The organism is Franzmannia pantelleriensis, assembly GCF_900102875.1.
Lineage (GTDB): Bacteria > Pseudomonadota > Gammaproteobacteria > Pseudomonadales > Halomonadaceae > Franzmannia > Franzmannia pantelleriensis.
The window spans coordinates 1-18,376 of the sequence record NZ_FNGH01000008.1; the positions used below are offsets into that span (position 1 = coordinate 1).

An 18,376-nucleotide genomic window follows, 5' to 3' on the forward strand; every position below is an offset into this window, starting at 1 on the left:
GGGCTGATTCCCCTGGATAACAACCCGGCCGAGAACGCCATCCGCCCCTTCGTCGTCGGTCGCAAGAACTGGTTGTTCAGCCACACGCCGAGCGGTGCCCAGGCCAGCGCGGCAATCTACAGCCTGATTGAGACCGCCAAGGCCAACGGCCTCTCACCCTACGAGTACCTGCAGTTCGTGTTCGAGACCCTGCCAACCCTCGGCGAGGATGACGACCACGGCACGCTGCTGCCCTGGCGCTGGAAAGACACGCTGCCGGTCTAACTCAGGCCGCAACAGGTGGGGTTGGTGGAGCGCTTACCTTCCACCATTGGGTTCTTCATCGGATCGTCGCTGGCCTGCCACTCCTCTAGCAGGGGAACGGCTTCGGGTGATGCGGCCAGGCGAGCCGCCAGGACGTGGTTGGCATCCGGGTAGTCAGTGATTTCGCTGGCGTAGTCACTCTGCACTTCTGAGTAGCATGCCAAGGCGTCGTCCGTGGCTCCATCCAAGCGCTCTTGCAACATGCAGCGCATCAGCTTCCCTTCCTTGTGTAACTCTCCTTCTTTAAGCATATCCAGATCAGCCTTAGCCGCTGCGTAGTGGCCGAGGCTGGCGTTTAGCTGTGCGCGATTGTTGAGAAGATCGGAGTCGGTTGGGTGCTTTTCGAGGCCCTCATCGTAGATGGTGAGCACTTTTTCGAGCTGAGTGGCATCGCCATGTGCTTTGATAAGTGCTGCGTTGGCACGCTCCTGGTAATGCTCTGCTGATTCGCCTTGGGCCGATGAGCAGGTGCACTAAGCGAGCCGACTTCAGTGCTGCAGCCCGTTATTACCTGACCACCGCAGGAAGTGGCGCTGCCATGAATGGCGGCGTGTGCACCCTCTATGGGGTACCACGCCACCCCGTCGGTGATGGTGGCGCCGCAGGAGCACTTATCACCAACCCTGGCGATGGGGATGCCATCCACCATGGCGTTGGAGGCACCGGAAACGATGCGGTGCGGCCCATCTTTGCAAGAACAGGCCACCTTATCGCCAAGCTTTGCCAGATCCATGGGCTGGTACCTTCGATCTCGTACCTTGAGTACTTATCGATTATCACTATCGTTGGTGCCTTGGCTACCGATGGAACGGGGATTTCAGCGATCTCTTACAGCAAGATAAGCAATATCTTACAGTGCTGTTGTGGTGGTTCACATTCAGGAGCGATCAACCCGGAACGACGCCATATCCACCGCCGGTTCTTCGCCATCCATCATCTGGGCGAGCCGCAGCTTGGTCTAGCCTAAGACGTTTCTCGCGCAACGTACCGTCAGCAGCAAGCCCCCACGACGATTGAGAGGGAGTAAATCAATCATAACTCGCTGGCGTCGACCTGTATGTGATGGATGAAGTGGGTCAAGCAGGCTGCCGCAACAATGGGGAAATGCGGTTGTTGCGTCTTGGTGGTTTTAAATATTAGAATGTAAAAATGTTTCCCCGCTATGGAATAGTCTAACGGCGCCCCATAGATCTATCAGCCACGGTAAGGGGCCGGGCAGTTTGGCAAGAGCTGCTGGAAACCGTTCCCTATCGCGTCATGTACGACGTAAGCAGCAAGCCACCCGCGACGATCGAGGGGAAGTGATCTTCGCGAAGTGGTTTATCCCCAAAGTAAGTGCCCCGCAACGTTAATGTAATTCCTAAGGAAAGGTATGTTTCACATCTTTAAAGAACTTTACCGGCTCCGTCCGATGAGCGAGCCGCGCCAGGATCGCCACCGCTACTGGCTGGCTGCCTGCTTGCTATTAAGTATACAGTTAGGCGGCGCGTTTCTTATGAGCCAAAGCCGTTTCTTATGGGACATGACGCCACGATTCTATTCTGAAGCCATCTTTTGGGGTAGCTATTTCACGCCGCATGTCTCAATGGATCTCGCATTGATCGCTCTATACATCATCGTGGGTATGAACGCCTTCGGCCGGGTTTGGGGTAGCCTCGCTGGGGTCGGCCTATACTCATTAGGGGCTTCGGGCTCAGTGTTCAACTGGGCGACATCGAATCCTATGGATGAGCATCTTTGGCATTCACTACTCTCGGCAGGGGGGCTGGCAATAATAGGCGTCGTGGCGCTGCTCATGGGGTTCACGTTACGCTCTCTCCGCGATGTCGAGCCGTCACATGCGCTCTTGCGACAGCGGCCGGACATGCCTGCGGAAAAACAGCTGGACTGCCTGGCCTTCTTGCGCCGTTACCTGTTAGCCCACTTGGTGATCAGCGTAATAGGTGTCGCAATTAGCGGCATCATGTTTTGGCGTCTCAACAACCTATCAGGGGTGGCTTACTATGGGGCAGCCGATTCAACGCTCAAGACCGGTGGTTTTTTCCTACTGCTACTGGCAGTGGTGGGATGCATCTGGATCCTCAAGCTAGTCGCCAAGCGATTGAACAGTTTCACCGATGCTACGGTGGCAATTTTATGCTGGGGTATAGGCCTCACAGTCGTCATCGGAGGCGGTACGGCCTGGCTGGCAATAAACGAGTTTTATGCTAACGGGTGGCTATTTCTACTGGCCACAACCGTTGGTCTCAGCCTATGGCCTATCAGCATTGCCGCTCATATTTATTTGCTAACCAATCCCGCGAAACAGCCCTCCTTCGCAGAGGCGGAAATGGCAGAACCATCAGCGCAGGCACCTGCCGGCTCTCCGCAGGTTGATACTTGACGCCCCCTACCAAGCGACCATGACCAGCTAAATGTGCCGGCATGGTCGCTGATCATCGGGGACCCCGTATCTAGTTCCTTGTGGGCTTGCACTCAGAAGCGATCAACCCGGAACGGCGCCATATTCACCGCGGGTTCTTCGCCATCCATCATCTGGGCGAGCAGTTCGCCGGTGGCCGGGCCCAGGGTAAAGCCCTGGTGGCCGTGGCCGAAGGCGAGCCACAGCCCTTCCTTGTTGGGGGCGGGGCCGATCACCGGTTTCATGTCGGGCAGGCAGGGGCGGGCGCCTTTCCAGGGCTGGCCGTCGCGGCGCTTGCCCAGCGGGAACAGCTTGCGTGCCACCTTCTCGGCGGCGGCTAGTTGCTTGTACTGGGGCGGTGAGTCCAGGTCGGCCAGCTCGGCGCCTGTGGTCAGGCGAATCCCGGCGCGCATCGGTTCGAGCAGGAAGCCCTTCTCGGCGTCCATCACCCAGTGGTTGAGCTTGGCTTCGCCTTCGGCGGAGTAGTGCATGTGGTAGCCGCGCTTGACGAACAGCGGCACCTTCATGCCCAGCCGTTCCAGCATATCCCCGGCCCAGGGCCCCAGGGCCACTACCACCTCGTCAGCCTCCATTGGCCCCTCGCTGGTCTTGACCCGCCAGCCGCCCTCGACCTGTAGCACGTCCTCGACGCTGGCCTGCGTTACCTTGCCGCCCTGTTCGGCAAAGCTGCGGGCGTAGGCCTGCACCAGGCCGCCCGGGTCCGAGACCATCCACGGCTGCGTCCAGTGGATCGCGCCGATCAGCCCCTTGTCCAGATGCGGCTCCTTGGCGTGGAGCGCCTCGGCGTCGAGCACCTCATACTCGACCCCGAAGCGCTCGTGGTTCTCCTTGGCCTTTTCCTGGCACTCCTCGAACGCTTTGCGGGTGCGATAAAGCTCCAGCCAGCCGCCCTGACGCACCAGCGCCTCGGCGCCGGCGGCCTCGATCATCGGTGCGTGGGCATCCTGACAGCGCATGATCAGCGATGCCCACTCGGTCACGATGCGCTCGTAGCGCTTGCCACTCGAGTTCAGCCAGTAGTTCAGCAGCGGGCCCGCGGCACTCATCATGCCGGTGGGGCGGTAGCGAATATCCACCTGGCGGTTGGGCACCACGCGCAGCAGGGTGCTGATATCACGGGGGAAGGCGTAGGGGCGCACCGCCTCGCGCTGGATGATGCCGGCGTTGCCGAAGGAGGTCTCAAGGCCTGGCTCGCGGCGGTCCACCAGGGTGACGTCATGGCCGCGACGCACCAGATGCCAGGCTACGGATACGCCGACCATGCCGGCACCAAGAACGATGATATTGCGAGCCATGAAGATCTCCCTGCCGATGGGTATGGGACGCTCTGCCGGGGGCAGAGCCTGTTACGGGCGGAGTTTATCAGTGCTTGTCATAAAATCGGCGGCGTGTCGAAAATTAAGATGAAGTGGCTATATAAGGCTATAAAAGCAGAGCATTCTTCCTCTTAGATGGCGAAAAATGGCACTTGTTTTTGTGGGCGGTGTTAGGCCCGCTCGCGCCCTTGCCCATTCAGTGTAGGTGCTGACCTGACGGCCGCCGTGGTCTGCTCAGCCGCCCCTGGCCGTCCACCGCTCTGGCAGCTTGCGGCAGTTGCTCAACAGCCGCTGCTGCAGCCGCTCCAGTAGTGTTTGCTCGGGCGCCTAGGGGCTCAGGGTGGCGAGGGTAGCGTCGATGGCTGTCGGCAGTCTGAATACGCTAGTGGTGTGGTGGCGAAGCTCAAGGTGGTGACGCAGGTCGCCTTCCGGCAGCAGGTTTTCGAAGTAGGCCAGCACCGCATCGCCTACGTGGACCTGCGGCGAGAGGGGCAGGGTGGGGGAGAGACTCGCCGCGCCAGGGTATCGTCACTCGACATGGCGATTGCCACCCTTGCGCCGCACCACCACCTCGAGCCCCATCAGGTCGAGTACATCCAGTACCTTCTGCAACTGCAGTGTCGGCTTGCCCCGCTCCAAGTCGACGATGAAGCGATTGCCGGTGCCGGCGAGGCCGGCCAGATCGATCTGTAACAATCCCTGCTCGGCGCGCAGCTGGCGCACCAGCTTGCCGAGCTCTTCGCTGTGGCGAATGGTAGCGGCCTGGGTCGGCGGGGAGTCGATGGTCGGCATGGCAAATCCGCGTGTAATTACCGTTCGGTAATTCTAGGCATGGATTTGTTGATTCGCAATGAAGAAATTACCGCTCGGTAACTTTCATGGCGATCAAGCTCGGCTTGCAGGAAAAATTACCGACCGGTAACTCATGCGTAGTCGCGCTTGCCGGTCTTTCGTGAACGGTAACGAGGGCTCATTACATCTTCGCCTCGCCTTCCTCCAACACCCGCCATGCCCTGCGCCTCAACGCCTGGTCTCCCGCTGTCATCACTTCGAGGAGCAGGCGCTTCTCGGCCAGGTAGACTCGGGCGAAACCGCGGTCCCGCGCGGCGATGCTGGTGGTGTTGTCGATCAGGTCGGCGTACTTGATGGTCTGCGCCTCGGGGGAGACGTGAGCTAGCCTATTACGCTCCAGTGCCTTGCGGTGTGCGCGATTGCCGATTTCCGGATCGATGAATTGATCCGTCAGTTCCTGAACCAGGACGGTGACCCGCTGGCCGAAGCACTCCTCGATGTCCAGGGCTGTCACGGCAGTATCCTCGAGCACGTCGTGCAGGAGGGCGGCGGCGATCATCTCGGGTGTCGCCATCTCCACGGCTGACACGGTTTCTGCAACAGCCACCGGGTGTTGCCAGTAGGGTTCGCCGGTGTACTTGCGCTGCTGCCCAACGGCTTGGTGTGCGGCCCTGCTGAATAGCGCCGCCCGTTCGATGATGTCGTCCACGTCGGTAACGCCCTGCAGTGAATATTCCCCATCAGGATGCCAGATATCCATCGCATCCGAATCACTCCTCCCGCCTCATCTCCAGCATCTCTTCCACTATCGGGTTCTTCATCGGATCGCCGCTGGCCGTGAGGCTGGTCAAGTTTCCGTTGATCTTCGCTTTGAGCCTATCGAGCTGGCTTGAAAGAGCCATATTAGTAACCCTACGCATAGGATGAAAGCACCCCAGGCCATGTAGAGGCCGGACACCGAGGTGATCGAGAATAGAGTGGGGATAAGATATATCACCATGCCGATTGAGTTGGTCAGCATGGAAGTGGTGGCCCGAACTCTGCCCATCATGCCTTCAGGGCAAAATGTTAGGATCTTTCCATCAAACCTCGCCCTAGTAATCGAAAAAAGTCCCCCCATAATGGCATAGAGCAGTATCAGTGCAGGGATAAAACGAAGGAAGGAAAATAACATCATGCTGATGCCAAGCAAACACAGCAGTAGTGCTTCAACCTTGCTGTAAGGGGAAGAGTGATGTTTAAAGGCAGCGATAAGTAGTATGGTGCCCCCACCAATAGCCCACGCCATTTCTAGTAATCCATATACGTCGCTTCCCGCAGCGAGCTCATCTTGTACGAAGCCCGGAACCAGCACATTTGTCATTTGTGCGGCTGAAAAAGTTAAGGCTACACCACATATAGAAAGATAAATGTTCTTGTCGTTAGCAGCATATGCCAATCCTTCTTTCCAAAGCTGCATTGGATTAGAAGAGGAACTCCGTTTTATCTTTTTCAGGCTGTTAAGAAACACCTCGCTAATGGCAAAGCGTGAAATAGACACCACAAGCAACAGTGATATGCAAAAAATGGCGCTGGTTTGGTCTAAAAGAATCCCGCCACCTCCCATGCCAATCGCGAGCCCCAATTGGCGTATAATAGAAACTCGCACAGACATGGCCACGCGCCTTTCTTTGCTGACAATAGCTTGGAAAACGCTGTCTATCGCCCCAGCTTTGACTGCCATGCCGGCAGTGTTGAGAACGCTGAAGATATAAAGGAAAGGTGGCAGGCTGTGGCCCTCTAGTATGGCATAGAGTAGAATTACCAAAGCGATCACCTGGGCTGTTATTCCAAGCCTGATAACCATCTTCCTGTTCCAACTGTCTGTCAGCACTCCTCCTAGCAGAGAGATACCTATGCCCGTGAGGCTTGACAGAAGGAATATTCTACCGACTACGGCTATTGAGCTGTCTTCGACAGCGATCCAGGCAATCGTGACGAGGCTGCTGCCTATAAAGAGGAAGGTAAGGAATAAGAACACTACATAGCAGAATAGTTGTAGGCTTCTTTCTGACATGTTGACTGTTTCCGTTGTTGGTGCTCTTATTGTATTGGTGTTGGCTTTCAAGGATGGTATGTTCTGCCTACACACATTCCTTCTAAAGATATTGAGCGCATGAAGGAGCGTGTATATCTTGTTCCCGCAACAGGAGAGTTGAATATATCTCTCGAGTGTGCACCTGAAGAGTTGTTCATGATAATGACTCTTCTTGCTCTTTGGGGGACGTAGTATCGAAAAATGTTGTTTTGCATAGACTCTCTTAAAGACATGCTGATGCTTCTGTTGTCAATGCCGTTATCGAGATCAGCCAACTCTCCATTATAAAACATGCTTTTTTTGGGCCCTTCTTTAAAGAAGATAGGTGCTTCAACAGCTGAGAGGGTTGGTCTTTCAAGTTCGCCACCTCTTCCTGAATACACGATAGGAGTTAGCTCAAACTTATAGGGAACATTCCACCCAATGGACTCTGCGAAACTCTCAAATTCGCCCCATAAGGCAAAAGGAAGCCAATAAAAATCCCCAGGTTTTTTGTAAGCGATTAACAGGTTGTAGATAGATAGGCGCTCAGGAATATAAACATTTGGAGAGTCTATCCTACCATCTGTGTGAAACCCTAGCTTCTCTTCAGGAGAATAAAACCGAAGCCCGGATTTCTTTAGCTTTTTCTCTCCTTCCTTAGAGGCATTGTATAGGGTGAATGGTGTATGGTTTTTCCTATCTATTGCAGGTGACATGAATTTGTTCACTATCGCTTGTGCAACAATTGCTCCCACTAGCGCATCATGCGTAGGATCATTAGAAACTCCCTCTGGAATATCGAGAGCGGCTATACCACAGGAATCATCCTGCAGAGCGGAGCTAATGTCAGCATGAATGTCTTCTGCTATATTGTATGACAAATGGTCTATTTCTTCTCTGATTGTTGAAGTTTTAAATATGTCTAGGGAGGTTGGGTTTATGTTGTTGTCGGCCAATGATTTTATGAAATCTTTACAAGCATGCAGTGAGACGTTGAATAGTGGTGCTTCCATTCTTTTGTAACTTTCTTTAGAGATATACTGAGACATAGCTTCACCCTCATAGGAAGTTTAGCCCCCCGCCGAATCGACGGAGGGCTACCAGAGCCTAACTGGTTAAATCAGGCCTGGGCCGTCAGTGCATTCGGGGGATTGAAGGCAGGCCTCTAGAGAACCGGCAACTATATCCATGTTAATTTGACAGAGAGTATCTTGTGTCATGTTGCACCTCACTTTTGGCTTGGTTTTTTCTTCCGGCGCACAGTTTGTGTAGCGCCATAAAAGGTATAGCAATCATTTTCACCTCGATGCATAAGAATAATATGACATATTATGTAAGAAATTTCTTACATTAGTGAGATATGTGCTGGCACACTGTCTTTTTTAAGACTAGCCGCCCGGTTAACGCTATTGCTGGAGGGCACGTTAAGGCCCTCCCGGAGAGGCCAACGTTCTATATTGCCATTGCGCATGTGCTTATGCCTCTGGCTCGGGTGTTTCACCAAGGGGCGACAGCATGCCGTAGTTGCTACTACAGCTCGGTAAGATGGACCTGAGCCAAGAGGCCGCCGGAAGGCAGCACGCCACCTGGATGGTGAGTGGTGGGGAGGTCGACTATCGTGAGTAGAGGAAGGGAGGCCGTCATCCAGGTTGAGGATCATGCTCGCGGGGTTGCCTTGGAAGCAGGCGGCCGCCGGGTGATCGCGGGGCAGGGGCCGCACCATGGAACGCATCCGGCATATCCATTCCATCACCAAGCGCCTGATCATCATGACGACCATCGCGGTTGCCGTGCTGGGCGGTATCTTCGCGCTGACCTACTTTTTCGATCAGCGGTTTTTGGTGACCTGGGCCGTTCCCCTGTGCGGCATCATTGGCGGCTTCGTCAGTATTCAGCAGCGTTTGAACACGGTTACCGATGAAGAACTCGCGCTGCTGGATGCCTCACTGTTTCAGATCCTGCTGGTGCCGATCTTTGGCGGCGTCTTCGCACTGGTGCTCTACCTGGTGTTCCTCTCCGGCATCGTCTCCGGTGATCTCTTTCCCCAGTTTTCCTTTCCGCCAGAGGATGCGGGGGCGTCAGGTGACGACTTCATGCTCAGCATCTTTCGGGAAACCTACCCCAGCTCCGGGCCGGACCTGGCCAAGTTGCTGTTCTGGTCGTTCGTGGCGGGCTTCTCGGAGCGTTTCGTGCCCCAGCTGATCAGCAATGTCACGTCGTCGGCTTCATCGACATCCCGGGGCGGCGAGCGGGATGACACGGAGGATCGCTGAGCGATCGATGCCGGCCCATCGGCATACCGGGCAAATTTGACAGCGCCGCGCGCTCGGGCATCAATGAAGTCTTTCCTGTGGAGTGCTATGGGGGAGACGGTGATGCTGAAGGCGGTACTGCTCGATATCAGTGGCGTGCTAACCGAGGACGGTGAGGCCCTGCCCGGCGCCGTGGCTGCGGTGGCGCGGCTGCAGGCCAGCGGTCTGGCGCTGCGCTTTCTGACCAACACCTCGCGCAAGACCTCGTTGGCGATACGCGATGAGCTGCAGCGGCTGGGGTTCGCCCCGGCGCCTGAGCAGGTCTTCACCGCGCCGGGGGCGATCCGCCGCTACCTCGAGCGCAGCGGGCTGCGCCCCTATCTGCTGGTGCATGAGCGGCTCGAGCCCGAATTTGCCGACCTGCCCCGCGATAACCCCAATGCGGTAGTGCTCGGTGACGCTGAGCAGCGCCTGGACTATGCCCACCTCGACGAGGCCTTCCAGCTGCTGCTGGAGGACGCGCCGCTGCTCGCCGTGGGCAGCAACCGCTATTTTCGCCAGGCCGGTGCCCTGCACCTGGACGCGGGGCCCTTCGTGCGAGCCCTGGAATATGCCGCCGGCATCGAGGCCAGGGTGCTGGGGAAACCCTCCGGCGATTTCTTTCATGCCGTGCTCGACGAGCTTGGCGTGGCGCCCGATGAAGCGCTGATGGTGGGCGATGATGTGGAGTGCGACGTGGTCGCCGCCATGGACATTGGCCTGCAGGCCTGCTTGATCCGCTCAGGTAAGTATCGCTCGGGGGACGAGGCGCAGGCCCCCCAGGCACGCTGTGAGGCGAGCCTGGCCGAGCTGGTCGATACGCTGCTGGAGACGCGCTAGCCGCGCGGTAGGGAAGTAGTGCTGGCCGCTTCCCCTAGATCGAGGTGCTGGCCGTGTTGCTTTTACAGGCGCTGGCGAGGATGCTTTATTGAGCAAATGCCGAACGTCACCGATAGGAACCCGTCGAGGAACGCGCTATGCCGCTGGAACTGTGGCTCTCTTTCTGCCTGGCTTCGCTGTTGATCATCGCTTCTCCTGGCCCCGCCGTGGCGCTGCTGGTCACCACCGGGGTCAACCGTGGGCGCCGTGCCGCTCTGGCCATGCTGCCGGGCTTCTTCCTGGGCGACTTGCTGGCCATGACCCTGTCATTCGCCGGGGTCGGGGCGCTGCTGATGGCTTCCGCCGAGCTGTTCCAGCTGTTCAAGTGGCTCGGGGCGGCCTATCTGCTCTACCTGGGCATCAAGATGTGGCGCGAGGCCGGCCAACTGGGCGACCTGCAGCCAACGGGGGCGGACATTCGGCTGGGCACGGCTAAGGCGTTTCTGGTTACCGCGCTGAATCCCAAGAGCCTGGCGTTCTTCATGGCCTTCATGCCGCAGTTCGTGGCGCCGGGCCAGCCCCTGCTGCCGCAGCTGGCGATCCTGTTCTCGACTTTTCTGGCCCTCGGCGTGCTCAGCGATCTCGCCTTCACCTTCCTGGCCACCAGCGGTGGGCGGATGCTGAGCGCACGGCTACGTCGCATCCTGCACCGCACCGGCGCCGGCAGCCTGATCGGGGCGAGCGCCCTGGTCGCTGCCATGCGACGGCCTTGAGGGGGCGCGCCTCCGCTAAGTACGCATCAAGCACGCGGGATTTTCTTCAGGCGCTGGTCGGCGCGTTTCACCGTTTTCATCTTCTCGGGCCGCTTCATGGCTTTCCAGTGGCGTATCTCGTCAACCGTGCGGCCGCAGCCGACACACAGATCGCCTTTCAGTTGGCAGACCGAGACGCACGGGCTTTCGATCTTCTTGGCCATTCAGTGCCTCGTTGGCTTGCTGCGTAGCCGCCGCTGCCAGTCGCCGCCGTGCTCTCGCTGGCAGTCCTCTTCGCTGTCGACATCGAGATGCCGCGAGGCGTCGCTAACATCCACGCCAGCGTCGGCCAGTGCTTCGGCGGTCAGGTCATTGATGCTGTGTCGGGCCTCGCCCTTGAGCGCCTGCGCCAGGTTGACGTGGGTGTCGAACACCCAGGTCACCACCAGGCTTTCGGGGAAGCGCTGATAATCCACCTCGTGGGTCAACCAGCAGAAGCCGGGCAGCTGAGGCTTGGCCTGCTCGCAGGCATGGGTCAGCGCAGCGCTCAAGCGGCGCTCCATCTTGCCGCGCGCTTTCTTGGCAATCATTGCGTCTCCATTGGGGTTAACCGGATACGGGAAACAGTCCCGCGAAGCCCTTGTCGGTGCCGAAGGCCAGCCAGGCGCCGTCGGCGGACCAGGCCATGGTGGTCACCGCGCCGTGTCCCGGCGGCTTGATCACCACTTCCTGATCCTTTTCGATGTCGGCCACGGTGACCTGGCCGTCATCGTAACCGATCCCGAGAAGGGGGTACTGTGGATCTCCCGCCACGGCCGTGACCAGTGCACGCTCGTTGTCGCCAGGGGTCTTTGGGGTGTGGCCACGGGGGCCCTTGCGGCCTTTGAACGGCCAGCAAGGGGCGCAGTTGGAACCGCTGGTGGCCAGGTAGTGCCCGCCATTGAACCACGACCAGGATTTTACCTTGGTGGCGTAGCCACTCATATAGAGGTCGTCGTTATCTTCCAGCCGCCAGCCACGAATACAATCCTCCTGCATGGCCGAGAGCACGAAGCGTGCGTTGGGGCTCCAGGTCACCGAGAGGTGCGAGCCCGGGCATGTCAGCGCTACCGGCGAGGCATCGGCGGAGCGCGTAGAGCAGAGGGTGACGCCGCCATAGTGGGCTACCGCGATGCGGTGACCGTCCGGCGAGAAGCAGATACCGCCGACCGTACTGGGAAACTCGCGGATGATGTCGTCGCGGCCCGCAGCGAAGAGGTGCAGGCGCTTGCCTTCGGAGCAGGCGACGACCCCGTTGGAGTGGCTGGCGACGTGGTCGACCCAGCGCCCGGGGAAGGTGGCCAGCGCCTGTATGCTGCCGTCCATGCCGAGTTGCACGCAGCGCCCATCGTCACCGCCGCTCACGAAGCCCGTGCCCGGGGCGGGGGCCATGCTCAGTGCCATGTCATCGTGTACTTCGACACGCTGTGGTGTTTGCGAGGCGCCGGCGGGCAGCAGCCGCAGGCTACCGTCGCCGAGGGCAAAGGCGAGGTTGTTCGAGGCATCGAAGCATGCCGAGAGAATATAGGCCGACCACTGCCACTGGTGACCCAGTTGCTCGAGGATCGAGGCGGGCTGATTCATGCTTGCTCCGACGCCACACGAGGCTTGGAAACGCAGGCATCGAAACCGGCCTGGAGCTTGTCGGCATCGAGGTCGCGGCCGATGAACACCAGTCGGCTGTGGCGCGCTTCATCGGGCTGCCAGGGCTGGGTCGGGATGCCGTTGGCCAGCATATGCACGCTCTGGAAGACGTAGCGCTGCTCCTGGCCCAGCAGGTCGAGAATGCCCTTGCAGCGCAGGATATTGACACCGTCGATGCGTAGCACGTCGGCAATCCAGCGATCGAATCGCTCGGGAAGTAGCGGGCGGGTGGCCGTCAGCGAGATGCTCTTGACCTGCTCGTCATGCTCGTGCGCGTGCTCCTCGGAGAGGAACTCCGGCTCCAGGGAGATGATCCGCTCCAGGTCGAACGCCCCCAGGCCGATGACCTGGTCCAGCTCGATGTCGCAGTGGTTGGCGGCGATGATGCGGGTGTAGGGGTTGATCGAGAGGATGCGACGCTCGAGGGCCTGGCGCTCGTCGTCGTCGACGAGGTCGACTTTGTTGAGCACGACGACATCGGCAAAGGCGACCTGCTCGGCGGCTTCGGGGCTGTCGTCGAGCCGGGCCGGCAGGTGCTTGGCATCGACGACGGTTACCACGGCGTCCAGCGTCGTCTTGCTGCGCACATCGTCATCGACGAAGAAGGTCTGGGCCACCGGCGCGGGGTCGGCTAATCCGGTGGTCTCGATGATCACCGCGTCGAAGCGGTCGATGCGTTTCATCAGGCCTGAAATGATGCGAATCAGGTCTCCGCGAACGGTGCAGCAGATGCAGCCGTTGTTCATTTCGAAGACTTCTTCGTCGGCACCGACCACCAAATCGTTGTCGATGCCCAGTTCGCCGAATTCATTGACGATCACGGCATAGCGCTTGCCGTGATCCTCGGCAAGAATGCGGTTGAGCAGCGTTGTCTTGCCTGCCCCCAGATAGCCTGTCAGGACGGTAACCGGGACGTTAGCCATGGTGGTGCTCCAGATCGTAGTCGAATGGGCTTCACTCATTACGATATAACATAGCATCTGGAGGCGTTTGGCTCATACCGCTCGCAGGTGTCGCAACGTCGAGTCTACCGGAGACTCCGGTGCCCACCCCGAGAGGGAGCTGCCGATAGCGGTGTTGAGCGACGTTAGGGGGCCTTGGCCAAGCGACGTGCGGCCTCGACGACGGATGCGCGGCGCCGTTCCCGGTCCTTGTCGTCGTCATCTCCGGTCAGCATGCGCGCGATCTGTGGCATGTTGGACCAACAGCCGGCAAGCGCCAGCACGAGGAATGTCAGATGATCGGCGTCGAACGCTGTCGTGATCGCACCACGCCGCTGTCCGTCTTCGACGAATGTCGTCTTAGCGCCGTAGTATTCGCGTCGAAGCGCTTCGTCCGGGACATCACCCGTGAAGATCAGCCCTTCCCAACGTAGCAACCGGCTGAGCTCGGGATGCTCACAGTGGTAGTCGAAGGCTCGACCGGCATAGTCTCCAATGTCTTCGTCGGCAGACGACTGTGCAGCCAGCGCGACCTTAGCGAGTTCGCTGCGCAGGACCGCGGCAAACAGGTTGCGCTTGTCGCCGAAATAGTTATAGATGCGCTCCTTGTTGACGCCTGCGGATTTTGCGATGCGCTCTACCGTAGCCGCGTCAGGGCCGAACTGTGCAAACTCAGCGACGGCCGCCTCCAGAATCTTCCTCTTCGTCCCTTCTACATCCCACGCCATGGCCATACACCTTACCCAAAGGGGTTGTGATAGCACGAAATTCGATCTACTCTCAACTCCAACGTTGTAGTTGGAAATTGACGTGGTGACGTTGAACGTTGTTCGCAAGGTCTCAGGGTGGTCGGAAGTAACCACTACCGTAGCTGCTATGCGCTGAAGGCAGAGTGCCCATGAACAGACGAAGCTTTCTCAAGACGATGGGCGTTGCCTCCGTCGCGGCCGGTGGATTCGGAACCGCTTATGCAATGAGAGACAATCCCTATTATCAAGGTCCTGTGAGTGATCACTTCGACGGGCTGCGTTTCTTCAATCCAGGCGGTACCGAGCCACCGGGAGTGCTGGACCTTGCGCGCTGGCAGGCCACCAGCAGCGCTAGTCCATGGCCGGAGGCCTGGCCGCAGAAAACCACGAGTGCCCTTCCCGTCGAGCGCGTATCCGGCGACGAACTCCGCGCGACAATGGTGGGTCACGCGACCATTCTCCTTCAGGTCAGGGGAGTGAATATTCTCACTGACCCCGTTTACTCTCGTCGCACCTCACCTGTTTCCTTTGCCGGGCCGCAGCGCGTCAATGCGCCGGGCATCCGGTTCGAGGACCTGCCACCGATTGACCTGGTGCTCGTCACCCACAGTCATTATGACCATCTCGATCTAGCGACGCTGGAGCGTTTGCACGCGATTCACGATCCACTCGTCGTCACGCCGCTCGGCAATGACACCATCATCCGCAATGCCATCCCAGCAATGCGCGTTCATGCGCAGGATTGGGGCGACGTAACGGAATGGGGCCCAGTGTCGATCCATTGTGAGCCGGCACATCACTGGTCGGCCCGCAACCTATGGGATCGCCGGATGGCGCTGTGGGCCTCATTCGTGGTCGAGACACCGGCTGGCAACATCTACCACGTCGGCGACACAGGCTTTCATTCGGGCAACAACTACTGCGCCGCTCTTGAAAAACATGGCGGCTTCCGCCTCGCAAATCTCCCCATCGGCGCCTACGAGCCGCGCTGGTTCATGGAGTCCCAGCATCAAAACCCGGAAGAAGCCGTTCAGGGCATGATGCTGTGCGGCGCGCGTAACGCCATCGGCCACCATTGGGGCAGTTTTCAATTGACGGATGAAGCCGTCGAGCAGCCTCGCCAGGATCTGCATGATGCCCTGTCTCGAGCAGCGATATCGCAAGAGCGGTTTCGCGCACTGCTGCCAGGCGATACCTGGGTGGTGCCCTGAAACCCAAAAGGAAAGAGGAGTACACAGTGATCGACATTTCCAACACCAGCACCTATGTGCTGGGTGATCGAGTCATCAGGCGCCTAGGCTATGGTGCTATGCAATTGGCGGGACCGAGCGTATTCGGGCCGCCAAAGGACAAGAAGGCGGCTATCGCGGTCTTGCAGGAGGCGGTTGCCGCTGGCGTCAATCACATCGACACGGCCGACTTCTATGGTCCCCACATTACCAACCAACTGATCAGGGAGGCACTGCATCCGTATCCGGATGATCTCGTTATCGTCACCAAGGTAGGCGCCTTCCGGGGAGATGATGGGTCGTTTGTGCACGCACAGACTCCTGGTGAATTAACCCGAGCGGTGCATGACAATCTTCGTAACCTCGGCGTTGACCGCCTTGACGTCGTTAATCTGCGTGTTCCCGAAAATCCTGCGGGTGGTATCGACGCATCCATAGAGGAGCGCTTCGTCGCACTGGCTGAACTCCAGCAGCAGGGCCTGATCCGACACTTGGGCCTCAGCGGTGTTACCTCGTCTCAGGTCGCTGAAGCACAGCGCATCGCTCCCGTGGCCTGTGTTCAGAATCACTATAACCTTGTGCATCGGGACGATGATGCGCTGATCGATGCACTGGCCGAACAGCATATTGCCTATGTCCCTTTCTTCCCGCTAGGCGGCTTTAATCCTATCCAGTCGGAGACGCTGTCAGCGGTGGCCAACGAGTACGGAATTTCTCCAATGCAGCTGGCGCTGGTATGGCTACTGGCACGCTCGCCCAACATTCTGTTGATACCGGGAACGTCAAACGTTGTGCATCTACGAGAAAATATAGCCGCCGCAAACCTTTCGCTACCACAAGAGGCGCTGTCGTCGCTAGCGCTGGCGGTCTAGGCGCCTTCTCTTGGGGAGGGCCCGCAAAGGGGGCGTACGGAAAATGGTAGAAGCGAAGCAGCGTGGTAGCGTCCGACGCGCGCTGATGGCTAGTATCGCCTTGGCGACACGCCCATGACTCGCTTGAAAGCCGTATTGAACGCATGCTCGGATTCATAGCCGACCGACGTCGCAATGCGTGCCAGCGTGTCACCACCATGCGTGAGTTTCTCGCACGCAAGCATCATTCTCCAACGCGTTAGGTAGGCGATCGGTGTCTCTCCGGTTCTTTGGCGAAAGCGCTCGGCAAAGGTCGAACGTGACATACCGGCCTGCGTAGCTAGCTTCTGCACGGTCCAGGGATGTGCCGGATTGGCATGTATCGCATTGAGGGGACCACTCAACTGAGGGTCGGCGAGGGCGGCGAACCAGCCGATGTCGCTGTGAGATTGCTCCGCTAGGTACAGGCGCAGTGCTTGTACCAGCATCATATGCGCGAGCTGCTGCGCCACTAAGGATGAGCCGGGCCGGGCGTCGCGCAACTCCTCCATCATCAACTCGATCGACCCTCTCAGTCTGGCACGGTCACCTGAGGTCTCGACCTGCATGAGAGGTGGCAGGGTCTGCAACAGTACCTCGGCATGGCGGCCGTTCACCTCGAAGCGGCTGCCAACCAGAAAGACGTCGCCTCCGCCGTTGTAGGTGACGACTTCGCCGCTACGGTTGGGGTCGAGCACTTCGCTGGCTCGTTTTGGCTCAACGCCCAGGTCGCTGCCGATGCGCACGGTTCGGCCGCTGGGCAGGACGAAACAGTCGCCGGCCTGGAGCTGCACTGGCTCGCTGCCTTGCATCGACAGCCAGCAGGTGCCTTTGATGACGGCATAACACTTGATGCGGCCTGCTAGATCATCGAGCGTGAGCGCCCAGGCCCCGCCTGCGTCGAAGCCGGCGGTGATATAGCTGCGAGGCTTCAGCAGCGAGAGCACTTCTGAAAGGGGATCCATACACTACCTGGACGAATACGAACAAAAAACGGATTTTAAAGCATAGATCGTTCGAGTGGATCTGCCTACTCTGCAGACGTGCGAAGTATCCGTCCAAGTTCTTGGAACACTTTCAGGAGTGAGCAGCATGAAAGCAGCCGTGGTAACTACTTTCGGCGTTCCGCCGTCGTTTCAGGATTTTCGTGAGCCGGAGGCCAGCGACGGCGAAACCGTCGTCACAGTGCATGCCACTGCGCTCAGCCCCATCGTTAAGGGGTTGGCGTCAGGTAGGCACTATGCCAGCGGCACGACCGCCGGATTCGTTCCGGGTGTCGATGGCGTGGGCATCGACGCAGCGGGGCAGCGGGTGTATTTCCTGTTTCCCAAGGCACCGTTCGGTTCCATGGCGGAGAAATCATTGGTCGCCAGGGAGATGATGGTAGCGGTGCCCGAGGGGCTGTCTGACGAGCGCGCGGCGGCCATCGCCACGGCTGGGCTTGCATCGTGGATTGCGTTGACGCGACGGGCCAAGCTGCAGCCCGGCGAGACGGTGATGATCCTCGGGGCGACCGGCTCGGCAGGCGGCATGGCGCTTCAGACCGCGCGGCACTTGGGGGCGAGCAGGGTGATCGCTGTCGGGCGCGATGCGGCGAAGCTCGAGCACCTGGAAGCTGATGTGAAGATCGCCCTGAATGACGATGCGGACGGAGCGCTGCGTGCGCAGTTCGATAAAGGTGTCGATGTCGTACTCGATTTCGTGTGGGGCGATCCCGCTACTCGCGTCTTGCGGGCGGCAACCCAAGATCGCGGGGCCAGGACCGGCGAGCCACGTCTGCGCTATGTTCAACTGGGTACCGTGGCCGGTGACGAGATTGCTGTTCGCGGCGACATGCTGCGCAGCACGGGACTGGAACTGATCGGAAGCGGCATTGGTAGCGTGTCCGTCAAGGAGCTGCTGGCAGGCGCTGGCGAGTTGCTCGCCGCTGCGCCTGCCGCGGGCTTTGACGCACCGTTTACCAGCCTGCCGCTGACCTCCGTAGCCGAGGCCTGGAACGGTGACCCGAATGTTCGCTATATCCTCACGCCGGTTCGGTAGCAGCCCTGCGCAGGTTCTGTGTGGCAACGGTGGGCTTGTGTGGTGCGCGCACCAGGTGGCTTGAGATGGGCGCCTTGAGCGTGAGCCGAT

Annotated in this window: 21 protein-coding genes and 1 pseudogene; 8 read left to right on the forward strand and 14 right to left on the reverse strand. The window is 59.0% G+C overall.

Annotation, left to right across the window (positions count from 1 at the left end; translation table 11 throughout):
* Positions 1 to 264 (forward strand): transposase domain-containing protein (locus BLT16_RS11085; RefSeq protein WP_143025063.1); only part of this gene is annotated, 264 nt, incomplete at its 5' end.
* On the opposite strand, the gene BLT16_RS11090 is transcribed toward BLT16_RS11085, so the two are convergent.
* Positions 261 to 674 (reverse strand): tetratricopeptide repeat protein, encoded by a 414-nt coding sequence (locus BLT16_RS11090; RefSeq protein ID WP_176817217.1) that lies wholly within the window; start codon positions 672 to 674, stop codon positions 261 to 263. The genes BLT16_RS11085 and BLT16_RS11090 overlap by 4 nt on opposite strands.
* Positions 599 to 1,036, reverse strand: coding sequence for a PAAR domain-containing protein (locus BLT16_RS11095; protein WP_089658592.1), 438 nt, complete (start codon positions 1,034 to 1,036; stop codon positions 599 to 601). Before BLT16_RS11095 ends, BLT16_RS11090 begins: the two co-directional genes overlap by 76 nt.
* A gap of 639 nt (positions 1,037 to 1,675) precedes the next feature.
* Here BLT16_RS11095 and BLT16_RS11100 point away from each other — a divergent pair.
* Positions 1,676 to 2,686 (forward strand): hypothetical protein, encoded by a 1,011-nt coding sequence (locus BLT16_RS11100; protein WP_089658593.1) that lies wholly within the window; start codon positions 1,676 to 1,678, stop codon positions 2,684 to 2,686.
* Positions 2,687 to 2,778: 92 nt separating this feature from the next.
* Here the strand turns inward: BLT16_RS11100 and BLT16_RS11105 are convergent, their stop codons facing one another.
* The 6 genes and pseudogenes from BLT16_RS11105 to BLT16_RS20630 all read right to left on the reverse strand — a co-directional run bounded on the left by BLT16_RS11105 (position 2,779) and on the right by BLT16_RS20630 (position 7,941).
* Positions 2,779 to 4,020, reverse strand: a complete 1,242-nt coding sequence (locus BLT16_RS11105; protein ID WP_089658594.1) for an NAD(P)/FAD-dependent oxidoreductase — start codon at positions 4,018 to 4,020, stop codon at positions 2,779 to 2,781.
* A gap of 348 nt (positions 4,021 to 4,368) precedes the next feature.
* Positions 4,369 to 4,551, reverse strand: a pseudogene (locus BLT16_RS21025) (HipA N-terminal domain-containing protein); the annotation flags it as partial.
* Positions 4,552 to 4,569: 18 nt separating this feature from the next.
* A complete protein-coding gene (locus BLT16_RS11115) occupies positions 4,570 to 4,833 on the reverse strand; it encodes a helix-turn-helix transcriptional regulator (protein WP_089658595.1) in 264 nt (87 codons plus the stop codon).
* A 181-nt stretch (positions 4,834 to 5,014) separates the two neighbouring features.
* A complete protein-coding gene (locus tag BLT16_RS11120; RefSeq protein ID WP_245701608.1) occupies positions 5,015 to 5,593 on the reverse strand; it encodes an HD domain-containing protein in 579 nt (192 codons plus the stop codon).
* 87 nt (positions 5,594 to 5,680) lie between these two features.
* Positions 5,681 to 6,940 (reverse strand): MFS transporter, encoded by a 1,260-nt coding sequence (locus tag BLT16_RS11125; RefSeq protein WP_176817218.1) that lies wholly within the window; start codon positions 6,938 to 6,940, stop codon positions 5,681 to 5,683.
* Positions 6,937 to 7,941, reverse strand: a complete 1,005-nt coding sequence (locus tag BLT16_RS20630) for a hypothetical protein (protein WP_143025064.1) — start codon at positions 7,939 to 7,941, stop codon at positions 6,937 to 6,939. The genes BLT16_RS11125 and BLT16_RS20630 overlap by 4 nt, the downstream gene beginning before the upstream one ends.
* A gap of 672 nt (positions 7,942 to 8,613) precedes the next feature.
* Between BLT16_RS20630 and BLT16_RS11130 the strand changes: the two genes are divergently transcribed.
* The 3 genes from BLT16_RS11130 to BLT16_RS11140 all read left to right on the forward strand — a co-directional run bounded on the left by BLT16_RS11130 (position 8,614) and on the right by BLT16_RS11140 (position 10,775).
* Entirely contained in the window at positions 8,614 to 9,165 is a 552-nt protein-coding gene (locus BLT16_RS11130) for a hypothetical protein (RefSeq protein ID WP_089658597.1), read from the forward strand.
* A 102-nt stretch (positions 9,166 to 9,267) separates the two neighbouring features.
* Positions 9,268 to 10,023 carry a TIGR01458 family HAD-type hydrolase gene (locus tag BLT16_RS11135; RefSeq protein WP_218124440.1) on the forward strand — a complete coding sequence of 252 codons (756 nt, stop codon included), beginning with the start codon at positions 9,268 to 9,270 and terminating at the stop codon, positions 10,021 to 10,023.
* A gap of 137 nt (positions 10,024 to 10,160) precedes the next feature.
* Positions 10,161 to 10,775 (forward strand): LysE family translocator, encoded by a 615-nt coding sequence (locus tag BLT16_RS11140; RefSeq protein WP_089658599.1) that lies wholly within the window; start codon positions 10,161 to 10,163, stop codon positions 10,773 to 10,775.
* Between the two features lie 26 nt (positions 10,776 to 10,801).
* On the opposite strand, the gene BLT16_RS11145 is transcribed toward BLT16_RS11140, so the two are convergent.
* The 5 genes from BLT16_RS11145 to BLT16_RS11165 all read right to left on the reverse strand — a co-directional run bounded on the left by BLT16_RS11145 (position 10,802) and on the right by BLT16_RS11165 (position 14,106).
* Positions 10,802 to 10,978 carry a DUF1289 domain-containing protein gene (locus BLT16_RS11145; protein ID WP_089658600.1) on the reverse strand — a complete coding sequence of 59 codons (177 nt, stop codon included), beginning with the start codon at positions 10,976 to 10,978 and terminating at the stop codon, positions 10,802 to 10,804.
* Positions 10,979 to 11,344 (reverse strand): hypothetical protein, encoded by a 366-nt coding sequence (locus BLT16_RS11150; protein WP_089658601.1) that lies wholly within the window; start codon positions 11,342 to 11,344, stop codon positions 10,979 to 10,981. It abuts the gene before it with no gap.
* Between the two features lie 16 nt (positions 11,345 to 11,360).
* Complete coding sequence (locus BLT16_RS11155; RefSeq protein WP_089658602.1) at positions 11,361 to 12,377, reverse strand: WD40 repeat domain-containing protein; 1,017 nt, start codon at positions 12,375 to 12,377, stop codon at positions 11,361 to 11,363.
* Positions 12,374 to 13,360 (reverse strand): CobW family GTP-binding protein, encoded by a 987-nt coding sequence (locus tag BLT16_RS11160; protein ID WP_089658603.1) that lies wholly within the window; start codon positions 13,358 to 13,360, stop codon positions 12,374 to 12,376. Before BLT16_RS11160 ends, BLT16_RS11155 begins: the two co-directional genes overlap by 4 nt.
* A gap of 164 nt (positions 13,361 to 13,524) precedes the next feature.
* The gene (locus BLT16_RS11165) at positions 13,525 to 14,106 is read right to left on the reverse strand and encodes a TetR/AcrR family transcriptional regulator (protein WP_089658604.1); all 582 of its coding nucleotides are present in this window, start codon (positions 14,104 to 14,106) and stop codon (positions 13,525 to 13,527) included.
* Positions 14,107 to 14,276: 170 nt separating this feature from the next.
* Here BLT16_RS11165 and BLT16_RS11170 point away from each other — a divergent pair, with 170 nt between their 5' ends.
* Positions 14,277 to 15,338, forward strand: a complete 1,062-nt coding sequence (locus BLT16_RS11170; protein ID WP_089658605.1) for an MBL fold metallo-hydrolase — start codon at positions 14,277 to 14,279, stop codon at positions 15,336 to 15,338.
* 26 nt (positions 15,339 to 15,364) lie between these two features.
* Positions 15,365 to 16,228, forward strand: a complete 864-nt coding sequence (locus tag BLT16_RS11175; protein WP_089658606.1) for an aldo/keto reductase family oxidoreductase — start codon at positions 15,365 to 15,367, stop codon at positions 16,226 to 16,228.
* 89 nt (positions 16,229 to 16,317) lie between these two features.
* Here BLT16_RS11175 and BLT16_RS11180 read toward each other — a convergent pair whose 3' ends face one another.
* Positions 16,318 to 17,211, reverse strand: a complete 894-nt coding sequence (locus tag BLT16_RS11180; RefSeq protein ID WP_089658607.1) for an AraC family transcriptional regulator — start codon at positions 17,209 to 17,211, stop codon at positions 16,318 to 16,320.
* 127 nt (positions 17,212 to 17,338) lie between these two features.
* On the opposite strand from BLT16_RS11180, the gene BLT16_RS11185 reads away from it, so the two are divergent.
* Positions 17,339 to 18,286, forward strand: a complete 948-nt coding sequence (locus BLT16_RS11185; protein WP_089658608.1) for a quinone oxidoreductase family protein — start codon at positions 17,339 to 17,341, stop codon at positions 18,284 to 18,286.
* The last annotated feature ends 90 nt before the right edge of the window (positions 18,287 to 18,376 follow it).